Here is a 19,693-nt window from a genome sequence, read left to right as displayed (position 1 = left end):
ACACACTGGGGCGGGGGGCTTTTTATAAGCGCCATCCGGACATAAGCATTGGCTGTATCGAACACAGCGCGAGCAAAGAAACCGGGATGCGCGAAGGCTTGCGAAGCTGATTAAATAGCTGAATAAATCTTATATTCTTCTTCTTTGTGCGCCGTCTGTTGCAACGCACAAAGGACATCATACCCGATTTGATTCATTCCTGCACGGTTTTCTAAACCGTGCAGGCCGGGCGCGGATGCCGGCGCCCGCGTTGCGGGAGCGCCGTCGGGACGATCGACTGCAATTATTGATAATCGCTGGCGTTCAGGCCCATCACATGCGAGAAGCCGCCGTCGACGTAGATGATGTCACCGGTGATGCCGGAGGACAGCGGCGACAGCAGGAATGCGGCCGTGTTGCCCACTTCCTCGATCGTCACGTTGCGGCGCAGTGGCGCGTGGCTGGCGGCAAAGCCCAGCAGTTTCGAGAAATCCTTGATGCCCGAGGCGGCCAGCGTCTTGATCGGGCCGGCCGAGATGCCGTTCGAGCGGATGCCTTTCTGGCCCAGGTTCTCGGCCAGGTAGCGCACCGATGCCTCCAGCGAGGCCTTGGCCAGGCCCATCGTGTTGTAGTAGGGAATCGCGCGCATGGCACCCAGGTACGACAGCGTCAGCACCGACGAGCCTTCCTTCAGCATCGGCAGCGCGGCCTTCACCATGGCCGGGAAGCTGTAGGCCGAGATGTCATGCGCCACGCGGAAGTTCTCACGCGAGAAACCATCGAGGAATTCACCGGCAATCGCTTCGCGCGGCGCGAAGCCGATCGCGTGCACGAACCCGTCGAGGCTGTCCCAGGTCTGGCCCAGGTCGCGGAACAGCGCTTCGATCTGCTCATCGCTGGCCACGTCGCAATCGAACACCAGCTTGCTGCCGAACTCGGCGGCGAAGTCGGTGATGCGGTCCTTGAAGCGGTCGCCAACGTAGGTAAAGGCCAGTTCGGCGCCTTCGCGGTGGCAGGCCTGCGCGATGCCATAGGCGATCGAGCGGTTGGACAGCAGGCCGGTGATGAGGATTTTTTTGCCTTGCAAGAAAGCCATGATTACTCCAATTGCCTGTTGCGCGCATTGGCGCAAGCATGAGTTGTTGTTCTAGTTGGTGACGGACCAATCGATGACGGGTACGCATTACCGCAGGATCGAGATTGTATGGCTTGGGGGCGGCGGCTGCAAGTTTGGCCGATTCCTGCGGGGCCGGGTGGCCGCGCGCATGACGGACATGATCCGGCCAGGAATGACAAAGGCTGCGGGGCCATTGGCCGCGCAGCCTCGATGTGCTGGAGATGTGATCCGCTGGCCGATCGGCCGGCCGGTCAGTTCCTGCGTTTCTTGCTCGCCTGGTCGCGCGAGACGCGCGCCTTGACCAGCTTGATCGGCGATTTCGACTTGCTGTTCGACGCCTTGGCCTTGCGATAGTTGCTGCGCTTGGCCACCGGTTCGTCGGCCACGTTGACGGTCGCGTTGTCGGCGATGTCGACGGGGATGTCGATATGGGTGCTGGTGGAGATCTTCGGCACCAGGATCGTCGAACCGGCCGTCAGCACGCCGCGCGACGGCAGGTTGTTGGCCTTGCGGATCACATCCGGGGTGGTGCGGAACTTCGATGCCAGCGAGGCGATGCTTTCGCGTGCGCTGCTGACACGGTGCGTGGTCCAGGTGGACAGCGCCTGGCCCCACTGCGCCAGGTTCAGGTGGAATTTTTCCGCGTTTTCCTTAGGCAGCAGGATCTGGGTCTGCTCGCCGCCGGTAATGACGGGGCGCTTGAACTGCGGGTTCAGTGCCTTGAATTCGTCCACCGACAGCTCGGCCAATTGGGCGGCAATCGCCAGGTCGATGTCGCTGGTCTTGTCGACGGTCGTGAAATAGGGTTCGTTGCGGATCAGCGGCAGCGACAGGCCGAAGCGGGACGGGTTGGCGACGATGTTCTTCACCGCCTGCAGCTTCGGCACGTAATTGCGGGTTTCGGCCGGCATCAGGTGCGCCAGGCTGTCGAAATCGGTCGGCTTGCCGGCGGCGCGGTTTTTCGCGATGGCCTTCTGCACCGAACCTTCACCCCAGTTGTACGCCGCCAGCGCCAGTTGCCAGTCGCCGAACATGTCATACAGCTTTTGCAGGTAAGTCAGGGCGGCATCGGTGGACGCGAGCACGGAGCGGCGGTCATCCTTGAAGGCGTTCTGCTTCAGGTTGAAATCGCGGCCGGTGCCGGGCATGAACTGCCACATGCCGCCGGCGTTGGCGCTCGATACGGCCACCGGATTGAATGCCGATTCGATGAAAGGCAGCAGCGCCAGTTCGGTCGGCATGTTGCGCTTTTCCAGTTCCGTCACCACATGGAACAGGTACAGCGAAGCGCGGGCCGACGTGCGGGCCATGTGGTCGGGACGGTCGGCATACCAGTTGGCATGCTTCGTCACGAGCGGGTTGTTCAGGTCGGGGATCGAAAAGCCGGTGCGGATGCGGTTCCACACGTCCGTTTCACGGAAAGGATCTTCGGCGGAGGTCTTGGTGGCGTATGCAGGGGGCGTGGCGAGATTGGGTGCAGGTGCCTTGATGGCGGAGGACAGCGGGATCAGCGGGAGGGAAACTCGGTCCGTCGCCACGGCGGACTCTACCGCCAGGCTGATCGCCGGTGCCGCGGCGAGTGCCGCCAGCAGGGAGATGTACTTAATTCGCATAGTGCTCCATTGTGTTGTCGTCAGGTTAACCAGGGCAAGCCTGGCGCGGGGACGGACTACCAATTCAAAGGCTGAGTTTAAGGATGTTGCTGCGCCGCCGTCAAGCAATATGTCGGCTCGGTTACAAAAAACTTGAGCTGTGGAATCAAGATAATTACATGCGAGATCCATGGAAATCGGGTCAAAATGGCAGGAAATAGCGAAAATGCCATTCGATGCGTAGAATGACGGACCAGCATTTCAGAACCAGGAAGTTGAACATGAACAATAGTGTAAGCAAGAGCGGAAGCGATGGCGCCGTGGACCATGCGCGGGCGATCGCGGCGACCGAACAATGGCTGGAAAAGGCCGTGATCGGCCTGAACCTGTGCCCGTTCGCCAAGGCCGTCCACGTCAAGAAGCAGATCCGGTACGTTGTGTCGGATGCCACCACGCCGGAAGAGCTGCTTGAAATGCTGATGAACGAGCTGCAATACCTGTCCGACACGCCGGCCGAACAGGTCGATACGACCATGATCATCCACCCTCGCGTATTGAATGACTTCGAGGAGTACAACGAGTTCCTCGACGTGGCCGACGCTGCGCTCGAGGACATGGGGCTCGACGGCGAGCTGCAGGTCGCCAGTTTCCATCCGGATTACCAGTTCGCCGATACCGGCAGGGACGATATCGGCAACTACACGAACCGCTCCCCCTATCCCACGCTGCACCTGCTGCGCGAGGAGAGCGTCGAGCGCGCCGTCGAAGCCTTCCCCGAAGCTGAAGCCATTTTCGAGAAAAACATCGAAACAATGGAAAACCTCGGCCACGAAGGCTGGAACGAGCTGTTCCCGCAGGCAAAGCAATGAGCGACGAGAAGCTGCCCGAACGCCCGGATACGCCGTGCGTGGCCGTCTGCTCGACCACGTTCGATGATGTGTGCCGCGGGTGCGGCCGCACTTATATCGAAGTTGCGCATTGGGTGTCGATGTCGGCCGACGAAAAGGAAAAGGTCTGGGAACGCATCCTGGCCCAGGGTTATCCGCGCCGCAACGGCTGACCTCTGGCTAAAATCCGGCAGCGAAAACCGGTGCCCGTCACTAATGCTGTTCAATTAGTGCTTGGCCGACAAGCAGACACCCCTAAAGCGAAGGGCTGGGGTCAGACCCGGCGGGTCTGACCCCGGAATCTGCCTCTGGGTTTGGCTTATCTGAACGGCATTAGTGCCTGTCACCGGTTTTTTGTCGTGCTTATTGCGGAATCGTACCGATGAAATCCTTCTTGCCGATCTCGAGGCCATTGTGCCGGAGGATGTCGTAGGCGGTGGTGGCGTGGAAGAAGAAATGCGGCAGGGCGTAGTGCAGCAGGTAAGCCTGGCCCGTGAAGTGCCGTGTCTTCTCGCCGCTGCCGGTGGTGATCGCGCGTTCGGCGCTGAGTTCGATATCGTGGCGCGGCAGGCTGTCCAGGAAGGTCAGCGTCTTCTTGATGCGCAGTTTCAGGTCGGCGAAGGTTTTTTCCGTGTCTTCATAGGACGGCACTTCCTGGCCGGCCAGCCGGGCGCCGGCGCCCTTGGCGAAGTCGGCGGCGATCTGGATCTGGCGCGTGAAAGGCAGCATGTCCGGGAACAGCCGGTATTGCAGCAGGGCGTTCGGGTCGATCCGGGTGGTCTCGACATGCTTTTCAGCCTTGTCGAGAATCTCGAGCAGGCTGTTCAGGATCTGCTGGAACACGGGTACCGAAGCGGAATACATCGAAAAACTCATGGGAACTCCTGTCAAAGAGTGGGCATCATAGCAAGTTTGCGCAGACAGCGACGCCTGCACGACGGGGCGCTACAGTTCCGCACGGCATGCATGGCTAGCTTGCCGCTTTGCGTGCATAATTGCGCTACGATAATACTGCGCTGCTCAAGATGCTCTTGAATTTCCAGCCCGCCGTTTCCGCATGAGGGAGCCGCCGACCCGCGGCCTGCGTGCCCGGCTGGGTGCGCTGTACGGCCAGTCGATCGTCGGTTCCCTGCTGCTCGTCGTGCTGGGCGGCCTGATCGTGCCTGCGATCGTCGGCAGCTATCTGCTGGTGGGCGTGCGCGAGCAGCAATCGGCCCGCACCGCACTGAACGAAACCTTGCAGCGCAACGCCGACATCCTGGCGCTCGGCCTGCAGGAATCCCTGTGGAACATGCATGCCGATTCGGCCCAGCTGCTGGTGCAGTCGGTGATGCGCGATCCGGCGGTCGTGCAGGTGCGGGTCACCAGCCAGGCCGACACCGGGTTCATCCACGAGAAATCGCCGGCGCGCCGGCTCGGCAACGTGCTCCGGGCCGAGCGCGACGTGACGGTGCGTGGCGAGCGGATCGGCCACGTGATGGTGGAGATGGACGATGCCCGCAGCCAGCAGGAACTGCATGAGAAGCGCCGTTCCTTCATCTTCGTGCTGGCCGCCCAGCTGACCGTCTCGCTGCTGCTGATCGTGCTGTTCCTGGACAAGCGCGTGATCGGCCCGCTGCGCCACCTGATGCGTGTTTCCGACCGGTTGGCGCAAGGCGACTTCGATACCCCCATCGACGTGCGCGGCAATGACGAGCTCGGCCGGCTGGGCGGCCAGCTCGAACAGACGCGCGAAGCGCTGCGCCGGCTCTTCGAGGATGTGCGCCAGCGCGAGGAGCGCTTCCGCACGATCGTCTCGCAGGTGCCCGGTGCCGTGTTTCGCTACCGGCCGGACGGGCCGATCGAATTCGTCAGCGACGCCATCGAGGAAATCTCCGGCTACACGGCTGCCCAGCTGATGCGTGGCACCACGCATTCGTGGGTCAACCTGATCACGCCGGAGGACCGCCGCGCGCAGCGCCGCACCCTGAAGAGCGCGGTCGAGGAGGGCCACGCGTACGAGGCCGAATACCGTATCGTCGATGCCAGCGGCACCGAGCGCTGGGTGCTGGAAACGGGTCAGCCGCAGGTGCCGCCGGGTGGCGGGGAGCCGTGGGTGGACGGCATCCTCTCCGATATCAGTGAGCGCAAGCACAACGAGATGCGCATCGAAGCGCTGCTGGCCGAGCAGGGCGCGATCCTGGACAATGTGGTGTTTGGCGTGATGTTCGTACGCCACCGCACCATCATGTCGGTGAACCGCCGCTGCGAGGAACTGTTCGGCTACGAGCCGGGCGACATGGTGGGCAAGTCGACGGCCATCGTGTTCCCCACGTCGTTCGATTTCGAGGCGGCCGGCGTGCGGCAATATCCCACGCTGGGGCAGGGCGACTATTTCAACGAGGAGCGTCGCTACCGGCGGCGCGACGGCACGCTGTTCTGGTGCATGGTCAGCGGCTGCGCGATCGACCAGCACCGCCCGAACGACGGCAGCATCTGGGTGTATGCCGACATCACGGCGCGCAAGGAAGCGGAAGACAAGGCAAGGCTGTCCGCCACCGTGCTCGAGCACATCGCCGACGGCGTGGTGGTCGTGGACCGCGAAGGCCGCATCGCGGCCGTCAATCCCGCCTTCACGCAGATTACCGGTTACGCGGAGGCGGAAGCGCTGGGCCGCGACATCAGCCTCACCCGTTCGGAACGCCACGACGCGGCATTCCACCAGCACTTGTGGACGGAACTGGTCACCACCGGCTACTGGCATGGCGAGCTATGGGCGCTGCGCAAGAACGGCGAGCAGTTCCTGCAGGCGCTGACCATGACCGCGGTGCGCGATTCGCAGGGCTACATCACGCACTACGCGGGCGTCTTCAGCGACATCACGCTGGTCAAGGAGCACGAGCGCAAGCTCGACCACCTGGCACACCACGATTCGCTGACCGGCCTGCCCAACCGCCTGCTGTTCAACGACCGCCTGCAGCACGCGCTTGACCGCGCGCAGCGCTCGCAGGAGCAACTGGCGCTGCTGTTCATCGACCTGGACCGGTTCAAGAACGTCAACGATACGCTGGGCCACCACATCGGCGACCAGCTGCTCAAGCAGGTGTCCGAGGCCCTGCGCACACGGCTGCGCGATGCCGATACGCTGGCCCGGCTGGGTGGCGACGAATTCGTGGTGCTGCTCGAGGGGCTGGGCAGCGAATACTCGGCCACGCTGGTGGCCGAAAAGCTGGTGGCGATGTTCGAGCAGCCATTCATCGTCGCGGGCCACGAACTGTTCGTCACGTGCAGCATCGGCGTCAGCCTGTACCCGCACGATGGCACGGACCTGAACGTATTGCTCCGCAATGCCGACGTGGCCATGTACCAGGCCAAGGCACGCGGACGCAACGGCTATCGCTTCTATGCGCTGTCGATGACGGGCGAGGGCGTGGAGCGCCTGCGGCTGGAAGCGTGGCTGCGCCGTTCGATCGAGAAGGACGAGATGTTCCTGAACTACCAGCCGCAGGTGGAAATCGACACCGGCCGCCTGGTCGGCGTGGAAGCCCTGGTGCGCTGGAACCACCCGGAACTGGGTCTCGTGCCACCCGTGAAGTTCATCCCGCTGGCCGAGGACACGGGGTTCATCATCCAGCTGGGCGAGTGGGTGCTGGCCGAGGCTTGCCGGCAGATGGTGCGCTGGCAGGAGGCGGGCCTGGCCGTGCCGAAGATTGCCGTCAACCTGTCCGTGCGCCAGTTCGAGCGGGGCTCGATCGTGCGCACGGTGGACGATATCCTGCGCGCCACGGGGCTGGAACCGGGCCGGCTGCAGCTGGAAGTGACGGAATCGCTGATCATGAACACGGGCGATGCGCTGCAGTACATCAACGGCCTGCATGCGCTTGGCGTCAGCCTGGCGATCGACGATTTCGGCACCGGTTATTCGTCGCTGGCCTACCTGAAGCAGATGCCCGTGCAGACGTTGAAGATCGACCGCTCGTTCATCAAGGACATCGACGAGGATGCCAACGACGAGGCAATCGCGATCGCCATCATCCAGCTCGGCAAGAGCATGAACCTGTCGGTGATCGCCGAAGGCGTGGAAACGGACGAACAGGCCGCCTTCCTGCTGCGCCATGGCTGTAATCTGGCCCAGGGGTATTTTTACAGCCGCCCGGTCATGCCGGACGACCTGCTGCGCCGCTGGCTGCCGTGACGATGGCGCAGTGGACGCGGCGCCGCTTCCTGCTGGCCGGCGCCGCCACGGCCGGTGCGCTCGTGGTGGGCTGGGGCGCGCTGCCGCCGCGGCAGCGCCTGCACGCGACGGAACCGTTGCGGTTCGGCGGTGACGCCGTGGCCCTGAACGGCTGGGTCGTGCTGGCACCCGACAATACCGTGACGGTCGTCGTGCCGCGCGCCGAGATGGGCCAGGGCATCCACACGGCGCTGCCGATGCTGGTGGCGGAGGAACTGGACATGCCGCTGGCACGCGTGGCCATTGCCGCCGCGCCACCCGACAAGATCTATGCCAATCTCGCCGCCCTGCGCGACGCGCTGCCGTTTCATCCGGACGATACCGGCACCGCGCAGGCATTCGCGCGCTGGACGCTGGCCAAGGTGGCGCGCGAGCTGGGCATCAGCCTGACCGGCGGTTCCTCATCGGTGAAGGATGCATGGCTGCCGATGCGTGAAGCGGGCGCCGCCGCGCGCGGCATGCTGGTGGCGGCCGCGGCGCGCGCATGGGGCATGGCACCGTCCACCATCCGCACGGACAATGGCGAACTGTTTCACGACGCCAGCGGCCGCCGTGCCACCTACGGCAGCTTTGCCGCGGCCGCCGCCCTTGAATCGCCGGGCGACGTGGTGCTGAAGGAGCCGCGGGCATTCCGGCTGATCGGCCGCGACGTGCCGCGCCGGGAGGGGCGCGCCAAGGTCGATGGCGCGGCACGGTTCGGTATCGACGCGCGCCCGCCGGGCATGGTGTATGCCGCGCTGCGGATGGCGCCGACGCTCGGCGGCACGCTCGCCGGCATCAATCCCGCAGGCGTGCTGGACATGCCTGGCGTGCTCAGCGTGATCGATATCAGCAACGCGGCCAATGGCGCGTTCGGTGGGCAGACGGGCGCACAGGCCGGCGTGGCCGTCGTGGCGAAAACGTTCTGGCAGGCGAAAGTGGCCGCCGAGGCGCTGGCGGTGCGCTGGCATCCCGGCCCGCACGCGGACCTGTCGGGCGAAGCCATCCTCGGTGCCCTGCGCGGCGCGCTGGACGGCGAAGGGCACCACGAATACTTCAGCCGGGGCGACGTCGACGCGGCACGCGCACACGACAGCGGGGAGGTGCCCGGCCACGTGATCCGCGCCGAATACAGCGTGCCGTTCCTGGCGCACGCGGCGATGGAGCCCGTGAACTGTACCGCCCAGGTGGCCGATGGCAAGGTGCGCCTGTGGCTGTCGACGCAGGCGCCGTCGATCGTGATCGGCATCGCGGCCAGCGTCGGTGGCGTGGCGCGCGAGCAGGTGGAGCTGCATGAATACCTGCTGGGCGGCGGCTTTGGCCGGCGCCTCGAGGGCGACATGGTGGCGCAGGCGGTGGCCGTCGCGCGCGAATGCCATGGCCTGCCGGTGCAGGTGATCTGGACGCGCGAGCAGGATATCCGCCATGACGTCTATCGCCCGGCGGCGGTCGCGCGGCTGGCCGCCATGCTCGATGCCGCGGGCACGATCAAGAGCTGGGAATTCACCGGCGCCGGCGGCGCGCTGACCGGCCAGTTCACGCTGCGCAACCTGGGCGTGCCGGCGGCGGGACCGGACCGGACCACCATCGAAGGCGCCTACGACATGCAGTACGAAATCCCCCACCAGCGCATCGCCCACGCGGCGGTGGACAGCGCGGTGCCGCTGGGGAACTGGCGCTCCGTCGGTCATTCGTACAACGCGTTTTTCAAGGAAAGCTTCATCGACGAGATGGCGCACGCGGCCGGCAAGGACCCGGTGGCCTTCCGCGCCGCGATGCTGCTTGCCTACCCGCGCCACGCGGCGGTGCTGGCGATGGCCGTGCGCGCGGCCGGCACGCCGCCTGCCGGCCGCGCGCACGGCGTGGCACTGCACCAGAGCTTTGGCACGATCGTGGCGCAGGTCGCCGAGGTGTCGGTGCGGGATGGCGCTATCCGCGTGCACCGGGTGGTGTGTGCGGTCGATTGCGGGCTGGCCGTCAACCCGGGGCACATCGCGCAGCAGATGGAGTCGGCCGTCGCGTTCGGCTTGAGCGCTGCCCTTGGCGGCGCGATCACGATCGAAGGCGGGGCGGTACAGCAGTCGAACTTCGGCGACTACCCCGTGCTGCGCATGGGCCAGGTGCCGGTCGTGGAAACGGTGATCGTGCTGTCCACCGAGCCGCCCGAGGGCGTGGGCGAACCGGGCGTGCCGCCGGTGGCGCCGGCCGTGGCCAACGCCGTGTTCAGGCTGACGGGGCAGCGCCTGCGCAGCCTGCCGCTGCGGCTGGCGTGACCGTCCGCAAAGGGCGCTCAGGCCGGGGAGCGACAGACGGCATGGGCGCGTGCGGCGGCGCGCCGGGCCGCCCGCCAGCTGGCCAGCCAGCAGGCCAGCGCCGCCATGCTGACGGCGGCGCCCAGCAGGCAGACCAGATGCCATCCACCCGCCGCATGCGCGGCCGTGGCGGCCAGCGCACCGGCGCCGCTGCCCACCGCGTAGAACAGCATATAGCTGCCGACCAGGCGGCCAGGGGCCGCGCCGCTGCGCAGGATCAGGCCCTGGTTCGTCACATGCAGCGCCTGCACGGCCAGGTCCAGGGCGACGATGCCGATCCCCAATGCCACGAGCGACGCCGGCGTGAAGGCCAGCGGCAGCCACGCCGCGCACAGCAGCACGAGGGCGACGCCGGTCGTCCATTCGCCGCGGCCGCTGTCCACCAGGCGGCCCGCACGCATCGCGCCAAGTGCGCCGATCAGTCCCACCAGGCCGAACGCGCCGATCGCCGTGTGCGGCAAGGCATGCGGTGGCCCGGCAAGTTCCAGCGCCATGGCGCTCCAGAAGATATTGAAGGCCGCGAATATCAGCAGCGCGATGACGCCGCGCACGCGCAGGACCCGGTCGGTGCGCAGCAGCGTCACCATGGAGCCGATCAGCTCGCGGTACGGTAGCGGCCGCGCTGGCGGGGGCACAGTGGGCAGTGCGCGCCACAGCAGTGCTGCCAGCAGCACGGTCGATGCGGCGGACACCGCATAGACGGCGCGCCAGCCCGCGAGGTCGGCGATGCCGCCTGCCACCACGCGTGCGCCCAGCAGGCCGAGCACCACGCCACCCTGCACGACGCCGACGACATGGCCGCGCTGGCCGTCATCGGCGGCGGCGGCCACGCAGGCAATCAGGCCCTGCGTCATCGCCGTTCCCAGCAAGCCGGCCAGCGCCATCGCGCCCAGCAGCGGCATGACCTGTCCGGCTGTCGCCACGCCGGCCAGCGCGAACGCCAGCGCGGCGAGCTGCACCAGCAGCAGGCGTTTCCGGTCGAAGCGGTCTCCCAGCGGTACCACGAACAGCAGCGCCAGCACGCTGCCCAGCTGTGTCGCCGTAACGATGCCGCCCGCCATCGCGCGGTCCAGCGCCAGGTCGGCGCCGATCAGGTCGAGCAGCGGCTGGGCGTAATAGACGTTGGCGACGCACAGGGCCGCCGATGCGGCGAGCAAGGCGAGACGGGTGGTGGAAAAATGCATGGCGGGCTCCAAGTGGTTGCAAATCAAAACTACTTGTAGCGTAAGCTTTGTAGTTTTAAAATGCAACCACTTGTGAGGAGATGGCATGGCAGGAAAGAAAAACAGCGCGGCGCAGCCATGTCCCGTGGCGCGGGGCGTGGACCTCGTTGGCGACCGGTGGGCGCTGCTGATCGTGCGCGATGCGTTCGACGGGGTGCGGCGGTTTGGCGATTTCCAGCGCAACCTCGGCGTGGCGCGCAATATCCTGGCCGACCGGCTGCGCATGCTGGTCGATGCGGGGATTCTCGCCAGCCAGCCGGCGTCCGATGGATCCGCCTACCAGGAATACGTGCTGACGCCGAAGGGGGACGACCTGTTCCCCGTCATCGTCGCGCTGCGCCGCTGGGGCGAACGCCACCTGTTCGCGGCAGGCGAGGCGCATTCGGTGCTGGTGCGGCGGGACACGGGCGAAGCGGCCGGCGACCTGGCGCTGCGCACTGCCGGCGGCGAGCAATTGTCGGCGTCCGACGTGTATGTGAAGAAAGTGGCGGACGGCCCCGGGCCGCGCTGACGCAGGTCGTGCTGGCCCAGGCCGCGCCGGTCAGGCGGTGCCCATCAGCTGGCGCAGATTGCACGCCTGCTGCCATTGCCGGCGCTCGGCGGTGCTGCCGGCCTGGCGGTCCAGCTCATCGTCGCCGGTGGCGGCAATGGTGTCGATCAGGCGGCTGGCCACGTTCGGGTCGGGCAGCATGGTGCCGAAGAACGCCACCGTTTCATGGCGCTGGATCAGCAGCGTGGGGAAGTTTTCCACGTCCAGGTCGCCCACCAGGTCGGCATGGTCTTCGATGTCGACCCAGAGAAAATACTTTTCCGGGTGGCGCGCCGCCAGTTCTTCGAACGCGGTGCGGTAGCTGGAGCAGGTGCCGCACCAGGCGGCGCACAGGCAGGCCACGACCAGGTGGTCCTGCGCCAGCGCGGCGGCCACTTCGGCGCGGTTGTCGGCGTGTAGGGTTGTGCTGTGCATTTCGGCATTGTACAGCGTCGTCCGTCGCGCCGCCGCGCTACCGATGCCTGCGCCACGGCGCCCACCGATGGCTGGGCCGGCGCCGCCGCGCAAGGTAAAATACGGCCTATGTCCAAGTCTTCCCCTACCATCCTCGCTCTTGAAACATCCTCCGAACTGGCTTCCTGCGCGCTGCTGCACGGCGCGCGCCTGACATCGCGCAGCTCCGACGGCGTGCGCACGCACTCGGCCGCGTTGCTGCCGATGGTGCAGGAACTGCTGGCCGAAGCGGGCATCGCGCTGACCGATTGCGACGCGATCGCCTATGGTGCCGGGCCCGGCTCGTTTACCGGCGTGCGCACGGCCTGCGGCATTGCCCAGGGCCTTGGTTTCGGTGCCGGCCTGCCGCTGGTGCCGGTCGTCACGCTCGACGCGATGGCGCTGGCCTGCCGCGAGCGGCATGGCGCCGCGGAGGTGCTGGCCGTGCTCGATGCGCGGATGAACGAGGTGTACTGGGCGCAGTACCGGTTTACAGGCGAGGTGCCCGTGCCCGTGCTGCCGGCCGCGCTGTCGGCGCCGCAGGATGTGCACCCGCAGGGCGAGCCGCTCGCCTGCGGCAACGGGCTGACGGCATATGCGGAAGCCTTTGCCGGCAAGGCATTCGTTGCCGGCGCCGATACGGCCGTGCTGCCCCATGCGGAGCAGGTCGCCCGCCTCGGCGCCGTGGCATTTACGGCCGGGCAGGGCGTGGCCGCGGCCGACGCGCAGCCGCTGTACCTGCGCAACAAGGTCGCGTACACGAAGGCGGAACGGGCGGTGATCAATCATGAAAAAGCGCAGGAAAAAGCGGCGGGGATTCCGGCGGACCCTGCCGGCGCCGTATCCGCTGCCGTTTCCGATCCTGCCTCCGGGGTCGCGCCATGACGCTCAATCCCGCATGGGACCTGGCGCGGCTGGTCTATGAACCGATGCGGCAGGCCGACCTGGACGAGGTGGTGGCGGTCGAATACAGCGTGTATCCGCACCCGTGGACACGCACGAATTTTGCCGACTCGCTCAAGCACGGCTACCACGCCTGGGTGCTGCGCGACCCGTTGCGCGAACTGCTCGGCTATTTTCTCGTGATGGCCGTCGTCGACGAGGCGCACCTGCTGAACGTGGCCGTTGCCGCGCGCTGGCAGGGCAAGGGCCTGGGCCGTTTCCTGCTGAACCAGTCCGTGGCGTGCGCGCGCGGACTCGGCATGGAATCGATGCTGCTGGAAGTGCGTCCGTCGAATGAGCGCGCGCTCGGCATCTACCGGCGCTACGGCTTCACGGAGATCGGCCGCCGCAAGGGCTATTACCCGGCGGCCGACGGCAAGCGCGAGGATGCCATCGTGATGCGGATCGCGTTATGACGGAGCGTGCCATGAGCCTGTCGCAGCGCAGCAGCGCCTTCCTGCGGGAGATGGGCGTCGGGCCGCGCTGGCTGTTGCGCGACCGCGTGCATGCCGTGACTGACGCCGGGTCCGCGATGGCCTTCGAGCAGGAGGCGCCTGTCATCGAAGCGGAAGCTACCGTGCCGGTGCCGGCACGGCCTGCGCCGGTTTCAATGCCCCCGGCCGTGCCGGCCGGGCCGCCGCCGGCCCCCGTCGTTTCCCCGGCGCCGGCCCCCGTCGTTTCCCCGGCGCCGGCCGCAGCCGGCGACGATATGGCCTGGTTCGATGACGCGCCGGCCCCGCCGCCGAAGGCGCCCACGCTGAAGCAGCCGGCGCCCCCGCGTGCAAAAGCCGATGCGCCGCAAGCGGGTGAAGACACATCCTGGTTCGATGCCGTGCCGGCCGCGCCTGTCCAGCGTGGGGGCGGGCGCACCGCTGCCACCGACGAGGACATCGCGGCAATGGACTGGCCCGAACTGCAGGCCGCCGTGCGCAGCTGCACCCGCTGCCGGCTCTGCGAAACGCGCCGCGTGGCGGTGCCTGGCAACGGCGACGAAAATGCGCGCTGGCTTGTGCTGGGCACTGCGCCCACGCGGGCCGACGAGGATGCGGAACAGCCCTTCTCGGGCAAGCCGGGCCAGCTGCTGCACAACATGCTGCGGGCGGTCGACCTGCCCATGGGACATGGCGCGTATTTGACCACGCTGGTCAAGTGCCGCCCGGTCGCGGACGACGGTGCCGAGCGGCGCCCCGCCGCCGATGAACTGGCGGCGTGCCGCCCGTACCTGCAGCGCGAGCTGGCGCTGACGGGGGCCGGCATGGCGCTGACCCTCGGCGGCGTCACGGCGAAGGGCCTGCTCGGCATGGCCGAGCGCGGCAAGGTGCTGCGCTTCGAGCACCCGGGCGGCGAGCTGCCCGTCGTTGCCACGTTCCACCCGGCCGACCTGCTGAAGAAGCCGGAAGACAAGGGCAGGGCATGGTCCGACCTGTGCCTGGCGCGTTCCGCCCATGCCGCCCGCCGCTGACGACGGGAACGGGCTTTCCAGCCAGGCGCGCTTCGAGCACCGCTGGCATCACCTGACGCGCCCGCATGTGCGCGCGCTGGCGTGGCTGCTCGAGGCCCCGGACCTGCTCGACGCGCAAGCGCCGTACTGGCACGGCCGCCTCGCATCGCTCGGCCCGGTCTCGCCGGACGTCGACGCGTGGCTGGCGGCACTCGAGGCCGACCCGGCCCCGCTCGATGCCGCGCTGGGCGGGCGCTTCTACACCCGCCTGGGCCTGTACGCGGAAAAGCTGATGGCCTTTTATTTCGCGCAGCATGGGCACCTGGTGGCGCATGGCCTGCAAGTGCGTGCCACGCACAAGGTAGGCAAGGAAACGGTGGGCGAATTCGACTTCCTGCTCGACGAGCCGGATGGCGGCCTGCGCCATATCGAATTCGCCACCAAGTTCTACCTTCTCGACAGCACTGTCCGGTCGGACGACTTCGACCTGCTCGTGGGGCCCAACCTGGGCGACACGCTGGGCCGCAAGATGCGCAAGATCTTCGAGCAGCAGCTCGAGCTGGCTTTCCACCCGGCCGCGCAGGCGGTGCTGCCGCGGCCCGTGACGTCGGCCCAGGCGCTCGTCAAGGGCTGGCTGTTCTATCCATCGGCCGATTTGTCCACCGATCCACCGGTCATCCCCGGCATCACGCCGGATCATTGCCGCGGGTGGTGGCACACACTGTCCGCCTTCGCCGGCGGGGCCGGGCACCCGGGCGGGCGTTTCGTGGTGATGCCGCGCCTGCAGTGGCTGGCGCCATTGAAGGTGCCGGCACGGGAAGTGTCGGAGGGCGTTTCGTCGCCGCTTTCCCGTGGCGAACTGGCCGCCGCCCTTGCGCAGAAATTCGAGGGCGATGCTTCGCCAGTGATGATCGCGTCGGTACGCGAAGTGGACGGCTGGCTGCTGGAAGAGGCGCGGGCTTTCGTCGTGCGCGACGACTGGCCCGCGCGCGCGGCGGTCAGGCGTGAGACGGGGCAGAAGCCGCCCGCATGAAGCTCACTGGTGCGGCTGCCCATTGGATGCCATCAGGCCCGCATCGACCGGCAGGTTGACGCCTGTAATGAGGCGTGCATCGTCGCTCGCCAAAAATGCGATCGCTGCCGCGACACCGTCCGGATCCTCGGGCGCGCCGAGCGGCATGCGCTTCCGGAACTCGGCGACCAGTTCGGGATCGTTCACCATGTCCTCGGTCATGCCTGTTTTCGTGAAGCTCGGGTTGACCGCGTTCACCCGCACGCCATCCTTTGCCGCATCCATCGCCATCGCGCGCACCATATTGCTGACGGCGCCCTTCGACGTGTTGTAGGCGAACAGTTCCCAGTCGCCACCGAGGCCCGAGACTGACGACGTCATCACGATCGAGCCGCGGGTCTTCACGAGTTCGGGCAGCGCCGCCTTGGCCATGTGGAAGTAGCCCGCCACGTTGACTGCCATGACACGGGAGAAGTCTTCTTCGCTGGTCTGCAGGATGTCGCCCTCGGTCGCCACGCCGGCGTTGTTGACCAGGATATTGAGCCTGCCGAAGCGTTCGACGGCAGCCTTCACGGCGAGCACCGCGGTCTGCCTGTCGGCGGTATCGCCGGCCTGTACGAGAATGCGGTCCTGCGGCATGGCGGCAGCGACTTCGCGAAGCCTGGCTTCGTCGATATCGAGCATCACGACACGGGCACCTTCATCGAGGAACCGGCGGGTGGCCGACAGGCCGATGCCGGAAGCGGCGCCGGTGACTAGTACGGTTTTGTCCTTGAAACGGTTCATTCCTTTCCTTTCCTTTCATGCGGGCCGGGGCGGTGTCGGCAGGACGGGCAGATGTGTGGGCCATCCGTCGCGCCCCGTATGGTTCACTAAAATGTGGCCAAAACCATATCACGGCAGTGCAATCACCGCTTTTCAGTGGTGCCAGGAAATCTCGAGCGCGGTGCCATCCGTATCGCGGAAAACCGCGGCCGGTGAGGGCGATGGTTGACCTTAGCCCGTTGGCTGCCTTCAAGTTAGTCGCGCGACAACCATTGGTTGGACAGCGCGCGACTTCGAGCTTGCATCAAGCCTTGTTGTCCAGTTCAGGGATGCCACTGCTGCGATCCGCATACGCGGCCTGGAAGCTCGGACGTTGCTGCCAGCGCTGCCAGTAGGCGTCCAGGAACTCAATACGCTCGTCCAGTGGCGTAGCGTTCACCGGGAATTTCGAGAACGCGATGGCAGTTGCCAGCGTGATATCGGCAAAAGTTGGCTCGTCGCCCCCCAGCAACCATTTCCGTCCATCCGAAAGATGTTTGTTGACCAGGGCGGCATGGGCCAGCGCTTCTTTGCGGCAGTGTTCGCCCCAAGCTTCGTTCTTCGTCAGTTCGAGTTTGAAGCCGAGACCGGTATGCAGGACATGGAAGGCCGTCACGATGCGATACAGGATGTGAACCCAGATGCGGTTATCCCACATATTGTCCAGGCCCTGTTCCAGTGGCATGTCCCCCATGATCTTGCGGCCGGGGTAGGACTGGTCCAGGTAACGGACGACTGCTGCCGTTTCGGATATGTAACTGCCATCAGCGAGCTCGAGGGTCGGTGTCTCACCCCAGGGATTCATCTTCAGATGACGCCAGCCACGCTGTTCACCGACTGGTGTCATGTCGTAAATGGTTTCCTGGAACTGATCAGCGATTCCCTTTTCATGCATGAACAGGCGCAGGCGCTGCGGGTTAGGGAAAGCCGACGGCGAGGTAAAAACGTTCAATTTGCTGGTCATTTCGAATTCCTTCAAGTATGTCGAGGGGTAGGCCAAAGCCGAGTCCTGCTTGAGTAGCGAGGCTTGGCGCGTTGTTGCTGAAGCAGTGGACGTAATTTAATGCGTTGTTCTTGATCGATAAACCATGTGATAATCAATTCATTTATTACAGATGGTAATGAATATGGCCGCGGGCAACGCACTTCAGCTGGGCAGCATTGAACAGTTTTGTAGAGCAGCGGAGACTGGCAGCTTTACCGGTGCAGCCGAGATGCTTGGTTTGACACCGGCCGCGGTCAGCCGGTCGATCAGCCGGCTCGAGCAGCGCCTCGGTGTACGCCTTTTTTTAAGGACTACCCGCGCCGTCAAGCTGACAGCTGAAGGCGAGCTCTATTGGAAGGAATGTCAGCTCGCACTTGAGCAGATTGTCGAGGCCGAGCGTGCGATTACAGGTGCCCAAACCGTCCCGAGTGGGCCGCTACGCATCAGCGTCAGTGCTGCTTATGGAACGTTTCGGTTGCTGCCTTTGATGCCCAGGTTTACGGAGCTCTATCCGCAGATCGACATCGAGATCAGCATTTCGGACAAGATCATCGACTTTGTCGAAGAAGGCTTCGACCTGGCAATCAGGCTCGGTATTCAACAGGATTCACGTCTTGTCGCGTTCAAACTTGAAGACGCCATGCTGGGGGTCTTTGGTACCCCGACATACCTTGCAAAGAAAGGCGTACCACGCAGTATCGATGATCTCAATGAACACGATTGTATCCAGTACATATCGCCGAATACCGGGCGGCCACTGCAGTGGCTGTTCACCGATGATCAAGGTACTGCAATCGAGAAGCCGATAGCCAGCAGGATGCGTGTGCTTAACGATGCGTTAGGAGCTGTCGCTTGGGTAAACGCGGGCGGAGGTCTTTATCAGACATATCGCTTTGCAGTAGGCGACGCCCTGCGGCGTGGTGACCTTGTGGAAGTCCTTGAAAAGTACGGCGGCCGCTCCCGCCCGTTTTCGATCCTCTATCCCCAGAACCGCCACCTGTCGGCCAGAGTGCGTGCATTTGTCGATTTCTTGCGCTCGGCAGTGAAAACGTAAAGGCGCTGTGCGCGTAAAGCTGGGGAACTTCCCTGCGGAATCACGGTCTGATCTTCTGTTGAGATACTTCATGTATACGCGGAGGGTGCGATGGGCGCAGCGGAGTTCGACGTGGTGTTCAAGGCGCTGGCGCAGCGCCAGCTTTCCGACGATGAGGTCGCTCTTCTGCAAGGCTTCCTTGCAAACGTCGTGCAACCCGGCCAGTGCCTGCGCCTGATCGAGGAGTCTGCCGGCAAGCGGCCTTGTCCCAGATGCGGCGGCACGCGATGCCACCGCAGCGGCCACGCGAACGGCCTGCAACGCTATCGCTGCGTGGCCTGCCGGCGCAGCTTCAACGCGCTGACCAGCACGCCGCTGGCCCGCCTGCGGCTGCGCGACAAATGGTTGCCGTACTTCCAATGCCTGATCGAGTCGTGCACGGTGCGCAAGGCCGCCGAGCGCGTAGCCGTGGCGAAATCCACCAGCTTCCGGTGGCGCCACCGTTTTATCGCCGCCGTGCGCCGGGAACGCCGGCCGCAACTCTCGGGCATCGTCGAAGCCGACGAAACGTATCACCTCGAATCGCAAAAAGGCTCACGGCACCTGGACCGCCGGCCCCGCAAGCGCGGCGGCACGGCGTCGAAGCGCGGGATCAGCAAGGAATTCGATTGCATTCTCGTGGCACGTGACCGCACGCGCCAAACCTGCGAGTTCGTGACCGGCCGCGGCCCGGTCAGCGCCAGCCAACTGTCCGAACACCTGAAGCCTGTACTGGCACCGGACATCCTGTTGATCAGCGATGCCGCCAGGGCGTATGTCACGTTCGCCCGACAGGCGGGCATTACACATGAGGCGGTGAACGTCAAGGCAGGCATGCGAACGCGCGGCGCCATCCACATCCAGGGCGTGAATGCCTGGCACAGCCGCTTCAAGGCCTGGCTGCGCCGTTTCAACGGTGTGGCCAGCCGCTATCTGGCCAATTACACGGGCTGGCTGCGCGTGCTCGATACCGCGGCGTGGCCGGCACCGGCGCAGTGGCTGCGTGTTGCGGTAGCGTCCGCCTAATGGCCGCCCCCCGCGACAACGGCGCTCATTAAAAGTTCCATGCCTCTAAGCAGCGACCACTTTACGCTAACAGCGCCAACGTAAATGATCTCAACCTGGTCAGGCGCGTATACAGCCGCCGCAGTGA

The 19,693-nt window shown here is 65.5% G+C and carries 18 protein-coding genes; 11 read left to right on the top strand and 7 right to left on the bottom strand.

Going from position 1 to position 19,693, the window contains the following annotated elements:
* Window positions 1–283: 283 nt before the first annotated feature.
* Together fabI and EWM63_RS02705 are read right to left on the bottom strand one after the other, a co-directional pair.
* Window positions 284–1,075 carry an enoyl-ACP reductase FabI gene (gene fabI / locus EWM63_RS02710; protein ID WP_130185167.1) on the bottom strand — a complete coding sequence of 264 codons (792 nt, stop codon included), beginning with the start codon at window positions 1,073–1,075 and terminating at the stop codon, window positions 284–286.
* A gap of 272 nt (window positions 1,076–1,347) precedes the next feature.
* Window positions 1,348–2,709 (bottom strand): transglycosylase SLT domain-containing protein, encoded by a 1,362-nt coding sequence (locus EWM63_RS02705; protein WP_130185166.1) that lies wholly within the window; start codon window positions 2,707–2,709, stop codon window positions 1,348–1,350.
* A gap of 260 nt (window positions 2,710–2,969) precedes the next feature.
* On the opposite strand from EWM63_RS02705, the gene EWM63_RS02700 reads away from it, so the two are divergent.
* Both EWM63_RS02700 and EWM63_RS02695 read left to right on the top strand, forming a co-directional pair.
* A complete protein-coding gene (locus tag EWM63_RS02700; protein WP_130185165.1) occupies window positions 2,970–3,557 on the top strand; it encodes a DUF1415 domain-containing protein in 588 nt (195 codons plus the stop codon).
* A complete protein-coding gene (locus EWM63_RS02695; protein WP_130185164.1) occupies window positions 3,554–3,748 on the top strand; it encodes a DUF1289 domain-containing protein in 195 nt (64 codons plus the stop codon). Before EWM63_RS02700 ends, EWM63_RS02695 begins: the two co-directional genes overlap by 4 nt.
* 190 nt (window positions 3,749–3,938) lie before the next feature.
* Here the strand turns inward: EWM63_RS02695 and EWM63_RS02690 are convergent, their stop codons facing one another.
* Window positions 3,939–4,451, bottom strand: a complete 513-nt coding sequence (locus tag EWM63_RS02690; protein WP_130185163.1) for a DUF1993 domain-containing protein — start codon at window positions 4,449–4,451, stop codon at window positions 3,939–3,941.
* Between the two features lie 181 nt (window positions 4,452–4,632).
* Between EWM63_RS02690 and EWM63_RS02685 the strand changes: the two genes are divergently transcribed.
* Both EWM63_RS02685 and EWM63_RS02680 read left to right on the top strand, forming a co-directional pair.
* A complete protein-coding gene (locus tag EWM63_RS02685; protein WP_130185162.1) occupies window positions 4,633–7,749 on the top strand; it encodes an EAL domain-containing protein in 3,117 nt (1,038 codons plus the stop codon).
* A gap of 2 nt (window positions 7,750–7,751) precedes the next feature.
* A complete protein-coding gene (locus tag EWM63_RS02680) occupies window positions 7,752–10,040 on the top strand; it encodes a xanthine dehydrogenase family protein molybdopterin-binding subunit (protein WP_130190144.1) in 2,289 nt (762 codons plus the stop codon).
* Between the two features lie 17 nt (window positions 10,041–10,057).
* Here EWM63_RS02680 and EWM63_RS02675 read toward each other — a convergent pair whose 3' ends face one another.
* Window positions 10,058–11,263 carry an MFS transporter gene (locus tag EWM63_RS02675; protein WP_130185161.1) on the bottom strand — a complete coding sequence of 402 codons (1,206 nt, stop codon included), beginning with the start codon at window positions 11,261–11,263 and terminating at the stop codon, window positions 10,058–10,060.
* A gap of 85 nt (window positions 11,264–11,348) precedes the next feature.
* On the opposite strand from EWM63_RS02675, the gene EWM63_RS02670 reads away from it, so the two are divergent.
* Complete coding sequence (locus EWM63_RS02670; RefSeq protein ID WP_130185160.1) at window positions 11,349–11,813, top strand: winged helix-turn-helix transcriptional regulator; 465 nt, start codon at window positions 11,349–11,351, stop codon at window positions 11,811–11,813.
* A 30-nt stretch (window positions 11,814–11,843) separates the two neighbouring features.
* On the opposite strand, the gene EWM63_RS02665 is transcribed toward EWM63_RS02670, so the two are convergent.
* Entirely contained in the window at window positions 11,844–12,266 is a 423-nt protein-coding gene (locus tag EWM63_RS02665) for a thioredoxin family protein (protein ID WP_130185159.1), read from the bottom strand.
* A gap of 108 nt (window positions 12,267–12,374) precedes the next feature.
* On the opposite strand from EWM63_RS02665, the gene tsaB reads away from it, so the two are divergent.
* Genes tsaB through EWM63_RS02645 form a run of 4 tightly spaced genes read left to right on the top strand, consistent with a single transcriptional unit; the run spans window position 12,375 to window position 15,700 of the window.
* A complete protein-coding gene (tsaB, locus tag EWM63_RS02660; RefSeq protein ID WP_130185158.1) occupies window positions 12,375–13,169 on the top strand; it encodes a tRNA (adenosine(37)-N6)-threonylcarbamoyltransferase complex dimerization subunit type 1 TsaB in 795 nt (264 codons plus the stop codon).
* Window positions 13,166–13,642 carry a ribosomal protein S18-alanine N-acetyltransferase gene (gene rimI, locus EWM63_RS02655; RefSeq protein ID WP_130185157.1) on the top strand — a complete coding sequence of 159 codons (477 nt, stop codon included), beginning with the start codon at window positions 13,166–13,168 and terminating at the stop codon, window positions 13,640–13,642. The genes tsaB and rimI overlap by 4 nt, the downstream gene beginning before the upstream one ends.
* Complete coding sequence (locus EWM63_RS02650) at window positions 13,639–14,688, top strand: uracil-DNA glycosylase (RefSeq protein ID WP_229487693.1); 1,050 nt, start codon at window positions 13,639–13,641, stop codon at window positions 14,686–14,688. The genes rimI and EWM63_RS02650 overlap by 4 nt, the downstream gene beginning before the upstream one ends.
* Window positions 14,672–15,700 (top strand): DUF1853 family protein, encoded by a 1,029-nt coding sequence (locus EWM63_RS02645; RefSeq protein ID WP_130185156.1) that lies wholly within the window; start codon window positions 14,672–14,674, stop codon window positions 15,698–15,700. The genes EWM63_RS02650 and EWM63_RS02645 overlap by 17 nt, the downstream gene beginning before the upstream one ends.
* Window positions 15,701–15,703: 3 nt before the next feature.
* Here EWM63_RS02645 and budC read toward each other — a convergent pair whose 3' ends face one another.
* On the bottom strand, window positions 15,704–16,465 hold the full coding sequence (gene budC, locus EWM63_RS02640; RefSeq protein ID WP_130185155.1) for a meso-2,3-butanediol dehydrogenase: 762 nt from the start codon (window positions 16,463–16,465) through the stop codon (window positions 15,704–15,706).
* A gap of 283 nt (window positions 16,466–16,748) precedes the next feature.
* Window positions 16,749–17,447, bottom strand: a complete 699-nt coding sequence (locus EWM63_RS02635; RefSeq protein WP_130185154.1) for a glutathione S-transferase family protein — start codon at window positions 17,445–17,447, stop codon at window positions 16,749–16,751.
* 163 nt (window positions 17,448–17,610) lie between these two features.
* On the opposite strand from EWM63_RS02635, the gene EWM63_RS02630 reads away from it, so the two are divergent.
* Together EWM63_RS02630 and EWM63_RS02625 are read left to right on the top strand one after the other, a co-directional pair.
* Window positions 17,611–18,522 (top strand): LysR family transcriptional regulator, encoded by a 912-nt coding sequence (locus EWM63_RS02630; protein ID WP_165391019.1) that lies wholly within the window; start codon window positions 17,611–17,613, stop codon window positions 18,520–18,522.
* Window positions 18,523–18,612: 90 nt separating this feature from the next.
* A complete protein-coding gene (locus tag EWM63_RS02625; protein ID WP_165390737.1) occupies window positions 18,613–19,566 on the top strand; it encodes an IS1595 family transposase in 954 nt (317 codons plus the stop codon).
* Window positions 19,567–19,693 lie beyond the last annotated feature (127 nt).

The sequence above is a fragment of the Pseudoduganella lutea genome (genome assembly GCF_004209755.1).
In the GTDB taxonomy this organism is placed as follows: Bacteria; Pseudomonadota; Gammaproteobacteria; order Burkholderiales; family Burkholderiaceae_D; genus Rugamonas; species Rugamonas lutea.
The sequence above is the reverse complement of the archived record's forward strand: the minus strand, read 5'-3'. Positions and strand labels throughout refer to the sequence as shown.

Bases quoted from the DNA above. Each gene is read 5' to 3' on its own strand.
- EWM63_RS02695 (WP_130185164.1), top strand. From the start codon at position 3,554: ATGAGCGACGAGAAGCTGCCCGAACGCCCGGATACGCCGTGCGTGGCC.
- EWM63_RS02630 (WP_165391019.1), top strand. From the start codon at position 17,611: ATGGCCGCGGGCAACGCACTTCAGCTGGGCAGCATTGAACAGTTTTGT.
- EWM63_RS02690 (WP_130185163.1), bottom strand. From the start codon at position 4,451: ATGAGTTTTTCGATGTATTCCGCTTCGGTACCCGTGTTCCAGCAGATC.
- EWM63_RS02645 (WP_130185156.1), top strand. From the start codon at position 14,672: ATGCCGCCCGCCGCTGACGACGGGAACGGGCTTTCCAGCCAGGCGCGC.
- EWM63_RS02650 (WP_229487693.1), top strand. From the start codon at position 13,639: ATGACGGAGCGTGCCATGAGCCTGTCGCAGCGCAGCAGCGCCTTCCTG.
- EWM63_RS02665 (WP_130185159.1), bottom strand. From the start codon at position 12,266: ATGCACAGCACAACCCTACACGCCGACAACCGCGCCGAAGTGGCCGCC.
- EWM63_RS02705 (WP_130185166.1), bottom strand. From the start codon at position 2,709: ATGCGAATTAAGTACATCTCCCTGCTGGCGGCACTCGCCGCGGCACCG.
- EWM63_RS02635 (WP_130185154.1), bottom strand. From the start codon at position 17,447: ATGACCAGCAAATTGAACGTTTTTACCTCGCCGTCGGCTTTCCCTAAC.
- EWM63_RS02685 (WP_130185162.1), top strand. From the start codon at position 4,633: ATGAGGGAGCCGCCGACCCGCGGCCTGCGTGCCCGGCTGGGTGCGCTG.
- rimI (WP_130185157.1), top strand. From the start codon at position 13,166: ATGACGCTCAATCCCGCATGGGACCTGGCGCGGCTGGTCTATGAACCG.
- EWM63_RS02625 (WP_165390737.1), top strand. From the start codon at position 18,613: ATGGGCGCAGCGGAGTTCGACGTGGTGTTCAAGGCGCTGGCGCAGCGC.
- EWM63_RS02680 (WP_130190144.1), top strand. From the start codon at position 7,752: ATGGCGCAGTGGACGCGGCGCCGCTTCCTGCTGGCCGGCGCCGCCACG.
- EWM63_RS02675 (WP_130185161.1), bottom strand. From the start codon at position 11,263: ATGCATTTTTCCACCACCCGTCTCGCCTTGCTCGCCGCATCGGCGGCC.
- budC (WP_130185155.1), bottom strand. From the start codon at position 16,465: ATGAACCGTTTCAAGGACAAAACCGTACTAGTCACCGGCGCCGCTTCC.
- fabI (WP_130185167.1), bottom strand. From the start codon at position 1,075: ATGGCTTTCTTGCAAGGCAAAAAAATCCTCATCACCGGCCTGCTGTCC.
- EWM63_RS02670 (WP_130185160.1), top strand. From the start codon at position 11,349: ATGGCAGGAAAGAAAAACAGCGCGGCGCAGCCATGTCCCGTGGCGCGG.
- tsaB (WP_130185158.1), top strand. From the start codon at position 12,375: ATGTCCAAGTCTTCCCCTACCATCCTCGCTCTTGAAACATCCTCCGAA.
- EWM63_RS02700 (WP_130185165.1), top strand. From the start codon at position 2,970: ATGAACAATAGTGTAAGCAAGAGCGGAAGCGATGGCGCCGTGGACCAT.